The 12,715-nt window shown below is 71.4% G+C and carries 12 protein-coding genes; 6 read left to right on the top strand and 6 right to left on the bottom strand.

The features are described 5' to 3' along the window. Window positions 1-90 precede the first annotated feature (90 nt). Window positions 91-1,557, bottom strand: a complete 1,467-nt coding sequence (locus tag ACNFOC_RS20580) for a GuaB1 family IMP dehydrogenase-related protein (protein ID WP_416960550.1) — start codon at window positions 1,555-1,557, stop codon at window positions 91-93. 311 nt (window positions 1,558-1,868) lie between these two features. Between ACNFOC_RS20580 and ACNFOC_RS20575 the strand changes: the two genes are divergently transcribed. Next, complete coding sequence (locus ACNFOC_RS20575) at window positions 1,869-3,329, top strand: alpha/beta hydrolase family protein (RefSeq protein WP_416960549.1); 1,461 nt, start codon at window positions 1,869-1,871, stop codon at window positions 3,327-3,329. Between the two features lie 61 nt (window positions 3,330-3,390). Next, window positions 3,391-4,908 (top strand): hypothetical protein, encoded by a 1,518-nt coding sequence (locus ACNFOC_RS20570; protein ID WP_416960548.1) that lies wholly within the window; start codon window positions 3,391-3,393, stop codon window positions 4,906-4,908. A gap of 18 nt (window positions 4,909-4,926) precedes the next feature. Here ACNFOC_RS20570 and ACNFOC_RS20565 read toward each other — a convergent pair whose 3' ends face one another. The 5 genes from ACNFOC_RS20565 to rpe all read right to left on the bottom strand — a co-directional run bounded on the left by ACNFOC_RS20565 (window position 4,927) and on the right by rpe (window position 8,151). After that, on the bottom strand, window positions 4,927-5,538 hold the full coding sequence (locus ACNFOC_RS20565) for a hypothetical protein (protein WP_416960547.1): 612 nt from the start codon (window positions 5,536-5,538) through the stop codon (window positions 4,927-4,929). 35 nt (window positions 5,539-5,573) lie between these two features. Next, window positions 5,574-5,891, bottom strand: coding sequence for a barstar family protein (locus ACNFOC_RS20560; protein ID WP_416960546.1), 318 nt, complete (start codon window positions 5,889-5,891; stop codon window positions 5,574-5,576). Continuing rightward, the gene (locus ACNFOC_RS20555) at window positions 5,888-6,289 is read right to left on the bottom strand and encodes a guanyl-specific ribonuclease (protein WP_416960545.1); all 402 of its coding nucleotides are present in this window, start codon (window positions 6,287-6,289) and stop codon (window positions 5,888-5,890) included. Before ACNFOC_RS20555 ends, ACNFOC_RS20560 begins: the two co-directional genes overlap by 4 nt. Before the next feature lie 50 nt (window positions 6,290-6,339). Continuing rightward, window positions 6,340-7,386: a sugar-binding transcriptional regulator gene (locus tag ACNFOC_RS20550; RefSeq protein ID WP_416960544.1), complete on the bottom strand. Its 1,047-nt coding sequence runs from the start codon at window positions 7,384-7,386 to the stop codon at window positions 6,340-6,342. A 78-nt stretch (window positions 7,387-7,464) separates the two neighbouring features. Next, the gene (gene rpe / locus ACNFOC_RS20545; RefSeq protein ID WP_406128926.1) at window positions 7,465-8,151 is read right to left on the bottom strand and encodes a ribulose-phosphate 3-epimerase; all 687 of its coding nucleotides are present in this window, start codon (window positions 8,149-8,151) and stop codon (window positions 7,465-7,467) included. 257 nt (window positions 8,152-8,408) lie between these two features. On the opposite strand from rpe, the gene ACNFOC_RS20540 reads away from it, so the two are divergent. The 4 genes from ACNFOC_RS20540 to ACNFOC_RS20525 all read left to right on the top strand — a co-directional run bounded on the left by ACNFOC_RS20540 (window position 8,409) and on the right by ACNFOC_RS20525 (window position 12,561). Next, window positions 8,409-9,629 (top strand): aspartate aminotransferase family protein, encoded by a 1,221-nt coding sequence (locus ACNFOC_RS20540; RefSeq protein WP_416960569.1) that lies wholly within the window; start codon window positions 8,409-8,411, stop codon window positions 9,627-9,629. A 59-nt stretch (window positions 9,630-9,688) separates the two neighbouring features. Further along, window positions 9,689-10,807: an SDR family oxidoreductase gene (locus ACNFOC_RS20535; protein ID WP_416960543.1), complete on the top strand. Its 1,119-nt coding sequence runs from the start codon at window positions 9,689-9,691 to the stop codon at window positions 10,805-10,807. 30 nt (window positions 10,808-10,837) lie between these two features. After that, window positions 10,838-12,010 carry an acyl-CoA dehydrogenase family protein gene (locus tag ACNFOC_RS20530; RefSeq protein WP_416960542.1) on the top strand — a complete coding sequence of 391 codons (1,173 nt, stop codon included), beginning with the start codon at window positions 10,838-10,840 and terminating at the stop codon, window positions 12,008-12,010. A 65-nt stretch (window positions 12,011-12,075) separates the two neighbouring features. After that, on the top strand, window positions 12,076-12,561 hold the full coding sequence (locus ACNFOC_RS20525) for a type II toxin-antitoxin system RatA family toxin (RefSeq protein ID WP_416960541.1): 486 nt from the start codon (window positions 12,076-12,078) through the stop codon (window positions 12,559-12,561). The last annotated feature ends 154 nt before the right edge of the window (window positions 12,562-12,715 follow it).

Raw genomic sequence — 12,715 nt, 5'->3', positions numbered from 1 at the left:
GCCTCAGGGCGGTAACCGCCGCAGCATCGCCCACGGCCCCCGAATCATCCCCGCGCCGGGGCAACAGGGGCCGTGGAAAAGGGAGTCGGGTCAGCTCCAGCTGGCGTGCAGCGGCTTGCCCTCCGCGTAGCCGGCGGCGCTCTGGATGCCGACGATCGCGCGCTCGGCGAACTCCTCCAGGGAGCCGGCGCCGGCGTAGGTGCAGGAGGAGCGGACGCCCGCGATGATCGAGTCGATCAGGTCCTCGACGCCCGGGCGGGCCGGGTCGAGGAACATGCGGGAGGTGGAGATGCCCTCCTCGAACAGTGCCTTGCGGGCGCGGTCGTAGGCCGACTCGTCCGACGTGCGGTTGCGGACCGCGCGCGCGGACGCCATGCCGAACGACTCCTTGTAGAGACGGCCGTTGGCGTCCTGCTGGAGGTCGCCCGGGGACTCGTACGTGCCCGCGAACCACGAGCCGATCATCACGTTCGACGCACCGGCCGCGAGGGCCATCGCGACGTCGCGCGGGTGGCGGACACCGCCGTCGGCCCACACGTGCTTGCCGTACTTCTTGGCCTCGGCGGCGCATTCCATGACGGCCGAGAACTGCGGGCGGCCGACGCCGGTCATCATGCGGGTGGTGCACATCGCGCCGGGGCCGACGCCGACCTTGATGATGTCGGCGCCCGCCTCGATGAGGTCCTTGACGCCCTCGGCGGCGACGATGTTGCCGGCCACGATGGGGACGTTCGGATCGAGGGCCCGCACCTGCCTGATCGCGCTGATCATCGACTCCTGGTGGCCGTGCGCCGTGTCGATGACGAGCGTGTCGACGCCCGCGTCCAGCAGCTGCTTGGCCTTCTGCACGAAGTCGCCGTTGATGCCGACGGCGGCCGCGATCCGCAGCTTGCCGTCCGCGTCCACGGCCGGCGAGTACAGCGTGGCGCGCAGGGCGCCCTTGCGGGTGAGGATGCCGGCGAGCTTGCCGTCCTTGTCGACGGCGGGCGCGTAGCGGCGGTTGGCGCCGTCCAGCTTGTTGAACGCCTCGCGCGGGTCGATGTCCGCGTCGAGCAGCAGCAGGTCCCGGGACATGACCTCGCCGAGCTGCGTGAAGCGGTCCACACCGGTCAGGTCGGCGTCGGTGACGACACCGACCGGGCGCTGGTCCTCGTCGACGACGACACCTGCGTTGTGCGCGCGCTTGGGCAGCAGGGCGAGCGCGTCGGCGACGGTCTGGTGCGGGGCCAGCCGGATCGGGGTGTCCAGGACGAGGTGGCGGCTCTTCACCCAGGCGACGACCTCGGTGACGACCTCGATCGGGATGTCCTGCGGGATGACCACGAGCCCGCCGCGCCGGGCCAGCGTCTCGGCCATGCGCCGCCCGGCGATGGCGGTCATGTTGGCGACGACCAGCGGGATGGTGGTGCCCGTGCCGTCCGGGGAGCTGAGGTCCACACCCTGACGTGATCCGACCGCGCTGCGGCGCGGCACCATGAAGACGTCGTCGTACGTCAGGTCGTAGGGAACCGGGGCTGAATCTACGGGCCGTCCCGTACCGGGCTCAAGAAAGCGCATAAGTCTCACATTTTCACGCGAAACGGCGCAGGTCACTCCCACAGGGACACAGCAAAACGCCCCCGTCTTCGTATGTTCCTCCAGCGAGGTACGGGGGCTCCGGTGCCAGGCAGTGGAACCTGCCTTACCCCGGGAGTTTACCCGAACGGGCCTGCCGCACCCCGTCCCCGGCGGGGGCCGCATGCCTGGCAGCGGGCCGGGCGAACACTATGAACGCAATGATCGACGGGTATCCCCCAGGTGCGGCGCTTCCTAACATCACGGATCGCGGTGCAACTTCGCACAGCGCATTCATAGGAGCCGCTCCCGTGATGACACTTGACAGGCCCGTACCGGTACGCCGCCGACTCCCGGCCTTTCGCCGCTCTCCGGCGGTACTGGCCGTGGGCCTCGCCACCGCTCTCCTCGGCACGCTCGGCAACGCCCCCGCGCCCCAAGCGCAGACCGCGCGGCCCGCGGTGACCGCCTGCCCGGCCGACCTGGTGGGCAAGGCGACGTGTTACACCGGCCAGGACGCCAACGGGGCGTACTACACGATGGCCGTTCCGACCCGCTGGAACGGATCCCTCGTCGTGCACGCGCACGGCGGACCCGATCTCGGCGACTCCTCGGACCCCGCACGCAGCACCGACGATCTGGAGCGCTGGGCGGTGATGGTCGACGAGGGATACGCCTGGGCCGGCTCGTCCTACCGCCGCGGTGGCTACGGGACGCGGATGGCCGCCGCCGACACCGAGAACGTGCGCAGACTGTTCGTCTCCGAGTTCGGCAAGCCGAAGCGGACCTACGTGCACGGCCAGTCCTGGGGCGGCGACGTCGCCGCCAAGGTCGCGGAGACCTACGGCAGACACCCCGGCGCCTATGACGGCGCGCTGCTGACGAGCGGTGTCCTCGGCGGCGGCTCGCGCGGCTACGACTACCGCGTCGACCTGCGGGTGGTCTACCAGTACTACTGCCACAACCACCCCCGTCCGACAGAGCCGCAGTACCCGCTGTGGCAGGGGCTGCGCGCGGACTCCACCATGACGAGCGCCGGACTCCGCGCCCGCCTCCAGGAGTGCACCGGGTACGCCTCCGCCCCCGCGGACCGGACCGCGCTCCAGCAGCGCAACCTCGACGACATCCTCGCCGTCACCCGCATCCCGGAGCGTTCGCTCGCGTCCCACCTACAGTTCGCGACCTTCACGTTCCGCGACATCGTGTCGACCCGGCTCGGAGGCCGAAATCCCTTCAGCAACCGGGGAGTTCGGTACTCGGGCTCACACGACGACAAGGCGCTCAACGCGGGAGTCGAGCGGTTCTCGGCCGACCCCACCGCACGCCGCGACCTCTCCTACGACAGCGACCTGACGGGCAGGGTCTCCATCCCGGTCCTCAGCCTGCACGCGATCGACGATCCGACGGCGTTCGTCGAGCACGAGGCGGCCTACCGTGCCACGCTCCAGGGCGCCGGCAGGGGCGGCAACCTCGTCCAGACCTTCACGACGGAGACCGAGCACAGCGCGCTGAGCGACTCCGAGTACGCCAACTCCATCGCGGCACTGGACACTTGGGTCCGCCACGGACGCAAGCCGACCGCGCGCTCGCTCGCGGCCTCCTGCGGGGCCTTCGACCAGAAGTACGGCAGCGGCTGCTTCTACGACCCGGCCTTCCGTCCCGCACCGTACGCCTCACGGATCCGGCCCCGGCCGGGCGGGCTCACCTGGCCGGCCATGACCGCGGCGCAGGAGCGGGCGTGGAGCCGGATCGACGGCGTGGGGATCGCGCCCTGACCTCCGGAGGCTCCCTGACCTCCGCGGGCAACCTTCCGGGGATCTCGCGCATCGAACGTGCATGACTCCCCGCAGGACGCTGCTCAGGGCGGCGCTCATCGCCGTGGTCCTCGCCCTGGCGCCGGGTGCCGCCGCCGTGGCCGCCGATCCGTCGCCGTCGCCCCTCGCGACGCCTGGCCCCACGACGATCCAGGCGGACCGGCAGCTCGACGTGGGGCCGGACGCACAGCCGGTCCACGTGGTCTGGTCGTTCTACGGCGGCAGGCCGGACATTCCCCTGCCCGTGCACCAGACCTTCGTCATCGACGCCCGGGGCCTGGCGGGCATCGCGCGCATCGCGGTCGTCGACCCGAGGTGCACGGCCGACGGGCAGGTCTTCACCTGCGTCAACAAGGACCTCTCCCAGCTGTCCAACATGGACTTCACCATCCAGGCGGACGCGAGTGCCGCCCTCGGCTCCACCGGCACGGTGAAGTACACCGCCTCCGGCGGCCCCGGCACCCGCGGCACCGCGCGGGCGAAGGTCACCGTCGGCGTCCCCCACCTGGTCATCGGCAAGGTGCCCGGCGTGACGCACGCCAGGATCGGGTCCCGGATCGACGTTCCGCTCCGGTTGCGCAACACCGGGGACCTGGCCACCGACCGGCGCATCGCGGTGCACTGGGTGGGGGCGGGCGGTCTGGTCTTCGACCGGAAGTTCTCCAACTGCGACTACATCTCCGGCAGCGACCGCGCCGAACCCGACAGCCCGACCTCCGTCACCTGCGTCTTCCCGGCTCCCGTGGCCGCGGGCGCCACCGTCGAGCTGAGCAGCCCGCTGACCGCCACGGTCGGCGCGCACGTCCTGACCGCCAGGATCGACTACAGGGCCGAGTTGCTCCAGAACGGCGCGCGCCCCCTCTACCCGTCCGACGCCGACGTCCAAGCGGGCACCGGCCCGGCGCTCACCCTGGTGCCCGCGTCCGGAACGGGAGACGGCTTCGAGAGCGGCGCCACGAGCGCGGTCGGCGTCTCGGCCGACAGCTCAGCGGATCTGGCGGCCGCGGCCACGGCGAAGCACGCCGCCCGTGCGGACGGATGGACGCTGGACCTCACCGTCCTCAACCACGGCCCGGCCTCCTTGTTCGCGAGCGACGACCAGTACGTCGCCGAGGTCGACGTGGTCCTGCCCCGGCACACGGTCGCGACCGACTACGAGCACGCGGAGTCGGAGGACAGCGCGTACGGCCCCTGCTTCCTGTGGGTCAGCGACACCGAGACAGCACCCTTCGAAGCGGGCCACCGGCACTACGTGTGCACCGTGCCGTGGGGTATCGGGGCCGGCCAGAACGTGGAGTCCGTGCTGTCGGTGAAGCCGGACAAGAACTACGACGGCGGCAAGGGCACGGCGACCGTGCGCCCCGGCTCGGCCGGCATCGCCCTGCACGACCCGACCACCGCCAACGACCACGTCACCTTCGCCTTCGGCACGCCGTCCGCACCGTCGGACCGCACGGCGCTCATCGCCGCCGGGGCGGCCGGGGTGGTTCTGCTGTGCGCCGTCGCCCTCGTGGTCCGCCGCCGCAGGCCTTCGCGTTGACGCACCGGACGACCGCGGTCAGTACAGGAACCGATGCAGCGGAGCCGACTCGGTCAGCAGCATCGTGAGCCGGTGGGCGAGACGCTGCCACGCCTCGTCCTGCCCGTAACTGAGCCTCACGTCCTCGCCGCCGCCCTCCTCGATCGCGGCGAAGAGAGCGGCCGTATCGGCGTCGGGCGTGAGGTCCACCAGGGAGAGCACCCGCGCCAGCGCGCCGACCAGGCCGACGGCGGTCTTCTCGGGGGTCAGGACGGTGGTGCGGACGGTGGCCACGACGCCCGAGGGGTCGGGCAGGTCCGGCGGGGCCACGAGGAGTCCGGACAGCTCGCGCAGCAGCGCGTACAGCAAGTCCGTGTCCTCGGTGGGCAGTTCGACGATGCGCAGGCCCTCATGCTCCCAACGGCCGTTCGGCGTGCGCACCTTGGGACCCTGCGCCACCGCCTCGGCGAGTGTCTCCCGGACCCGCCGGAAGGCCACGAGCCCGTCCGTGAAAAGCGCGTGTCCACTCGCTCCCCCGACGGACTCGGCCAGGGGCGCCAGCAAGTGTTCCTCCACCCGGTCGCACTGCGCCTCGAGGTCCGGATCCACGACCACGAGACGAACCGACGTGCGCTGCTCCTGTTGCTCCATACCGAACACTCTGCCAGCCGCCTCGGACAATCGGGCTAGCGGCCGACTCCGCCCAGCGCGAGGACCACGGAAAGCTCCGGTGTGCGGTCGACCGCGTCACCGAAGACGTCGACGGCGGTCTCCCACTCGTCGGGCCGTGCCTTGGCGTACGACTGCCAGTTCCGTACGACGACCAGCAGCCCCTGCTCCACCGCGCCCTCGGGCCACACGGTGTGGTCGCCGAGGCTGTCGGCGAGGGCGTCCCAGTTGCGGCCGAACCAGTCGGGCAGGGACAGCGCTCGGGCACAGCGGTCCATCAGGCCGGCCTTGTCCGTGACCCCGTCGAGGTCCAGCGTGACCGCGAGCTGTGTCATCTCAGTACCGTCCTGAACGACTTGTAGTGATCATCGGTGTAGTAGATCTCGCCGTCCTGCCCGGTGACAATGCGCCGGGCCCCGCGATCGCGCGAGCCCGGCGTCCTGACGGTGTATTCGTGGTAGTAACCACGCTTCTGCTGGGGCAGCAGCTTCTCGTAGTTCCCGAAGACGACCCCGTCCTTGGCGTACGGGAAGGGGCCGCCCCGATCGATGAGGGCGACGGTCTGCCGCGCCTCGGCGGGAAGTCGGGAGAGCTTGACGGTGGCGGTGTCGGTTGCGGTGCCGGTGGAGCCGGTCGTCGCCGTGGACGAACAGCCCACCGGCAGCAGCACGGCCAGAAAGACGAGAAGAACCCGGCAGACGAGAGGCACTCGGGAGACGAACCGCGGCAGCATACGCCCGATGCTGCCACGGCCGTCCCCGCACGGCCTGCTGTCGGGGCCCGTCAGATCCCGTCGGGGTCCGTCCGGCTGAGCGCCGACTTCGGCGACGCCCCCGCCGTCATCAGATAGTCCGCCGCGGCCGTGTCCGTCACCAGGCTGGTGACCAGACCGGACCGCAGCACCGCGTCGATCGCCGCCGCCTTCCGCTGCCCGCCCGCGATCGCGACGACCTCGGGGATACGGCGCAACTGGTCCGCCTTGACGGTGATGCACCGCTCGCCCAGGTCCCGGCCGACCCGGCGGCCCTCGGCGTCGAAGAGGTGCGCGGACGTCTCGGCGGCGACACCGAGGGACGAGTAGTGCGCCCGCTCCTCGTCGCTGAGCATGTCGTAGACCGTCGAGATGCCCGGCTCCCAGGAGCCGATGGAGACACAGGCGACCGTGACCTTGTCGAAGTACTCGAAGGCCCGGGCGATCCCCGTCTGGTGGCGCAGCGCCTCCGCCGTGGCGGCGTCCGGCAGCAGCATCGGCGCGTAGATGGGGTGGGCGTCGCCGCCCGACACCTGCGCGGCCCGCCGTACGGCCTCGACCGAGCCGCGCTCGGCGGTCCCGGCGTCGTACACGCCCGTCAGCTGGACCACCGTGCAGGGCGGCAGCCGGTCGAGGGCGGCCGCCATGTGGATGGTGGACCGGCCCCAGGCCAGACCGAGCACATCGCCCTCGTTGACCAGCTCGCCGAGCAGGTCGGCCGCGACCTCCCCGAGGTTCTCGGGATCGGGCGACTCCTCGCTGACCTCGGCCGGGGACTCGACCACGACGGCGTGCCTCAGGCCGTACCGGGCACGCAGCGCGTCCGAGCGCTCCGCGTCCAGTTCGGCCGGTACTCGGATCTCGATCCGTACGAGATCCCGTTCGAGAGCGGTCTCCAGGACCCGGGCCACCTTGAAGCGGCTGACGCCGAACTCCTCCGCGATCTGGATCTTGGACTTGCCCTCAAGGTAGAAGCGGCGGGCCATGGCCGCCGCCTGCACCAGCTCTGCGGGTCCCATCCGCATGGCTGACCGGCCCGCCGACATACCCGACACGGCGATCTCCTCACTGCTGTTCACACTCTGGATTCGCCGTTCATCCTCGCAGATCCGGCGCACTTGATCAGCCTTGATGGCCGCCGTTCACATACCTGCCGCTCAGTGGTCGCACGCCCAGGATGCCTTGCCGACGGCTCCTTCGGCCTGAGTGCGCAATGCACGTACCGCCGCGGCCGGGTCGGATGCCCCGTAGACCGCCGAACCGGCGACGAACACGTCCGCGCCCGCGTCCGCGCAGCGCTCGATCGTCGCGGCCGAAACTCCCCCGTCGACCTGGAGCCACAGCTCCAGTCCGTGCTTGCGGATCAGCTCCCGGGTGCGGCGGATCTTCGGCAGCATGATGTCGAGGAACGACTGGCCACCGAAGCCCGGCTCCACGGTCATGATCAGCAGCATGTCGAGTTCGGGGAGCAGATCCTCGTACGGCTCGATCGGCGTCGCGGGCTTCAGCGCCATGGACGCGCGCGCTCCCTTGGCCCGAATCTCGCGGGCGAGCCGCACCGGCGCACCGGCCGCCTCGACGTGGAAGGTGACGGAGGAGGCACCCGCCTCGACGTACTGCGGCGCCCAGCGATCGGCGTCCTCGATCATCAGATGGCAGTCCAGCGGGGTGTCCGTCGCCCGGGCCAGTGACTCTACGACCGGCACGCCGAGCGTGAGGTTCGGGACGAAGTGGTTGTCCATGACGTCGACGTGGAGCCAGTCGGCTCCCTCTACCGCCTTCGCCTCCTCGGCGAGGCGGGCGAAGTCCGCGGACAGGATGCTGGGGTTGATCTGGACGGCCATGCCCCAAGCCTGCCATGCCCTCCGGGGGTTGGCCGCATCGGTCCGTTGTGGATGCGGTGCCATTTCGGGTGCGGGTCCGTTGTGGCTGGGCGCGCAGTTCCTCGCGCCCCTTACCGGCGCTGTCCCTGGGCCGCGTTGAAACAGTGCCGTTCCGGTGAGTGGACCCGGGCGTGACCCTGCCTTCGGGCAGCCCCAAGCTCGGCGTCACGTCACACAACACCACGGGGGAATGTGTAGTGGGCCGGACAGAGACAGAGTTGGTGGCGCTGCACGCGCGGCATCTCAGCAGTGGTCGTGGGCGGCTGGCCGCGATGTTCGGGGATGTCGTCGAGGAGTCCGCGTGCGGTGCCGAGGTCACCTCCACCGACGGAAGGAACTACCTCAACTGCGGTGGATACGGCGTGTTCTTCGCCGGTGCCGGGCATCCGAGGATCGTCGAGGCGGTGCAGCGGCAGGCGGCGCGGCTGGCGTTGTCCACCCGGCTGTTCCTCGACCCCGTCTCCGCGCTCGCCGCCGAGGCCCTCACCGGGGTCGCGCCGGCCGGTCTGGACCGGGTGCACTTCTCCGGCTCGGGGACCGAGGCCGTCGAGGCCGGCGTGAAACTGGCCCGCGCGCACGGCAGACGGCGGCTGATCTCGATGCGGAACGGCTATCACGGCAAGACCCTCGGCGCGCTCTCCCTGACCGCGAACGCGCTCTACCAGGACCCGTTCCGGCCCCTGTTGCCGGACGTGCGCCATGTGCCGTTCGGCGACACCGACGCGCTGGCTGCCGTGCTGAGCGACGGCGGCGCGGACGCCTGTGTCGTGGTGGAGCCGGTGCAGAGCGAGGCCGGGGTGATCGTGCCGCCGTCCGGATATCTGCGGGCGGTCGCCGCTCTGTGCCAAGAGCACCGCGCCTTCCTGGTGGTCGACGAGGTGATGACGGGACTGGGTCGGCTCGGCTCCTGGTGGGGCTGTGTGGCCGAGGGCGTACGGCCGGACGTGCTCGTGACGGGCAAGGCGCTGTCCGGCGGTGTGATGCCGGTGGCGGCCACGCTCGCCACCCAGGAGGCGTTCGAGCCGTTCGACACCGATCCCTTCCTGCACACCTCCACCTATTCCGGCGCACCCATCGCCATGGCCGCCGTCAGCGCGACCGTCGGGGTCGTCCGGGACGAGGGGCTCGTCGAACGGGCCGCCGCCCTCGGTGCCCGGCTGCTTCCCGCGCTACGGGCCGTCGCCGCCGACCGCGCGCCCGGCCTGGTCCGGGAGATCCGGGGCGCCGGGCTGCTGATCGGGATCGAGCTGGTGGACGCGGGGGCGGCCGGGGAGTTCCTGCTGGAGATGGTCGACCGAGGAGTGGTGGTCAACCACTCCCTCAACGCCCATCCGGTCGTCCGGCTGACCCCGCCCGCCGTGCTCTCCCCCTCGCAGGAGGCCCGGCTGCTGGAGGCGGTCGAGGGGTCCCTGATCGCGATGGCCAAGTCCCTGACCTGACCCGGCGAACCGACCCCGCGATCCGCACACGGCCACGAGGCTCCCGAAAGGCTGACGACATGCCGACGCATCCCGAGAACCCCAACGACCTTGAGAATACGGCGAGTTCGCGCAACCCGACCGACCCACCGCACCCGGCTCGCCCGCAGACCGTGTTAGTCACCGGCGCGGGCGGCGTCCTGGGCACCGCCCTGCTGCCGTATCTGCGCCACCACAGGGTGATCGCGTTGGCGCACCACAGGCACCCCTCCCCGTGCGACGAGGTCCTGCTCGGTGACGTCACCCGGCCCCGGCTGGGCCTCGACGTCGCCTCCTACCGGCGACTGTGCGCGCGGACGGACGCGGTGGTGCACGCCGCCGGTGTGGTCGCCTTCGGTTCCGGGCGCGCCTCGATGCACGCGGTGAACGTCGAGGGGGCCGGACGGGTCGCCCGGTTCGCGGCCGACGCCGGTGTCCCGATGATCCACGTCAGCACCGCGTACGTGGCCCGCCACCGGGAGATCCTGGCCGCCGGCGGCAACCGCGCCGAGCGGGCCGGGAACAGTCCCGCTGACTACGTGACGTCCAAGATGGCCGGCGAGGAGGCGGTCGCGGCAGCGGGCGGCCGCGTGACCGTCGTACGCCCGTCGATCATCATCGGCGACTCCGTCACCGGGGAGATCGCCGAACCGCAGGGCCTGCACACCTTCGCCCAACAGGTCCTCCGCAACCGCCTGCCCTTCGTACCGAGCGCCCCGGCGAGCTACGTCGACTTCGTACCCCAGGACGTGGTGGCCCGCGCGATCGTGTCCCTGCTGGACAACGGCGCACACCCCGCCGAGTACTGGCTCAGCGGCGGGGCCCACGCGCTGGCCTGCGACCGGTTGGTCCAGGTGATCGTCGAGGAGGCGGCGGAGGCGGGCATCGCGGTCCGGCCGCTGCGGGTACTGGCGCCCGATGTCGTCGAACGGCTGGTCCGCCCGGCGTTCTTCGACGTGGTGCCCGAGTGGGCACAGACCCGGCTGGACCGGCTGCTGGACATGTCGTCGGTGCTCTTCAACGAGGAGCCGCTGCCCAGTTCGCTCGCGGACCTGCCCGGCTTCGAGGCCGCGGCGGACGTGCGGGCCAACGAGGACGCCTGGCGGGCGTCGGTACGGCGCCTGATCGCCGACCGCCTCGGCGCCCGGGCATCGGCGTGAGCGCCCGGCCGGGGACGACGGCGGCCCCCCGTGACTCCCGCAGGAATCCCGCAGATCGAGGAGGAGACGGCGATGTACTTTCTTGAACCCGAACGCGCGGTGCTGGACCGGTTCCTGCCCGGGCTGGACGAGCGGCTCGCCGAACTGCCGCAACGGGAGCTGGAGCGTCCGGGCGGACCCGCGCTGCCCCTGTTCAAGGCCGCGGGCGGCCCCGCGCTGCTGGTGCCGGCGGAACACCGCGGTCTCGGCATCGGCGCCGAGGACGCCGTGTCGTTGCAGCGTGCGGTCGGGGCGCGCAGCCCGTCGCTGGCGGTGGCCACCACCATGCACCACCTGTCGGTGGCCGGGCTGGTCCAGGCGTACGAGGTCGCGCAGGGCATGGAGTGGATGCTGCTGGAGGCGGTGGCGGACCAACGGCTGCTGGTCGCCTCGGGGTTCGCCGAGGGCCGGTCGGGTCAGTCGATCCTCGACTCCTCCATCAAGGCGCACCAGGACGGCGACGACGTGGTGCTCAACGGCGCCAAGAAACCGTGCAGCCTGTCCGCCTCGATGGACCTGCTGAGCGTGTCGGTGACGCTCGACGACGGGCAGGGCCCGGAGCTGGCCGTGGCGGTGGTGCCCGCCGCGACACCCGGTGTCTCCGTGCACCCGTTCTGGGGCAGCTTCGTGCTGGCCGGCGCGGAGAGCGACGAGGTCCGGCTGCGCGACGTACGGGTCACGCCGGATCTCGTGGTCCGCACCGGGCTCGGGGAGGACCGCACGCTGGACCCGGTGCAGACCGTGGGCTTCGTGTGGTTCGAGCTGCTGATGGCCGCGTCCTACCTGGGGATGGCCAGCGCGCTGGCCGAGCGCGTGCTGCTGGCGAAGCGGGCGAGCGCCGCCGAACGGGCCGCGATCCTGGTCGAGTTGGAGTCGGCCATGGGCGGCATCCGCGGTGCCGCCGCCGCGATGGACACGGGCCGGCCGCTCGGCCAGGACGACCTGCTCCGCGCGCTGGTCTGCCGCTTCGCGACGCAGGACACCATCGACCGGGTGGTCCCGCGGTGCCTGGAGGCGCTGGGCGGCATGGCGTACGTCTCCACCGACGACACCGCGTATCTCACGGCGTGTTCGGCCGCGCTCAAGTTCCATCCGCCGTCGCGCAGATGGGCCGCGGAGGGCATGTGCGCGGCCTTCGCGGGCGGCCCGCTGGTGCTGGGCTGAGCACGGCATCCGCGTACCCGATCCGCACCTCCCGGACAGTCCGAAACCCTTACGGAGAAACCCATATGACCTGCCACGTACGCATCGAGGCGATCGTCCCGGACGGAGACGCCACCCATGTCTTCGACCGGGTCCAGGACTACGAGCGGTACACCGAGTACACGGACACCGTCCGGTCCGTCACCGTGACGCCCGACGGGGTCGACACCGGCACCGTGGAGTCCGCCTGGGAGGTGCACTTCCGCAGCGGCCTGCTGCGCTGGACCGAGCGGGACCTCATGGACCCCGTCGCCCGGCGGATCACCTTCGACCAACTCACCGGCGACTTCGCGAGTTTCGCGGGCACATGGGACATCACCCAGGCCGGTACGGACGTGAGCGTGCTGTTCACCTGCGAGTTCGACCTGGGCATCCCCAGCCTGGAACCGATCATCAACCCGGTCGCGATGCGAGCACTGGACGAGAGCATGGGCCTCATCCTGCGCGGCCTCCTGGGCGAGGGCATACGGCTCACCGGCAGCCGACGCGACACCGCCGCCGCGATGCGGTGAACGCCGGCGGGGTCCGGAGATCCTCAGCGCAGGTTCTCCAGCGGGGTGTTGTCGGCGAACAGCGCCTGGTATCCGGCGAGCACCTTGTCCAGGACCGGGTAGAGGACGCGGTCCTCGGCCAGGTTGGACTGGTGCGCGTAGTGCGGGAGCGGGT

This window comes from Streptomyces colwelliae (assembly GCF_048158785.1).
In the GTDB taxonomy this organism is placed as follows: Bacteria; Actinomycetota; Actinomycetes; order Streptomycetales; family Streptomycetaceae; genus Streptomyces.
This window is presented reverse-complemented; position numbering and strand designations above follow the sequence as displayed.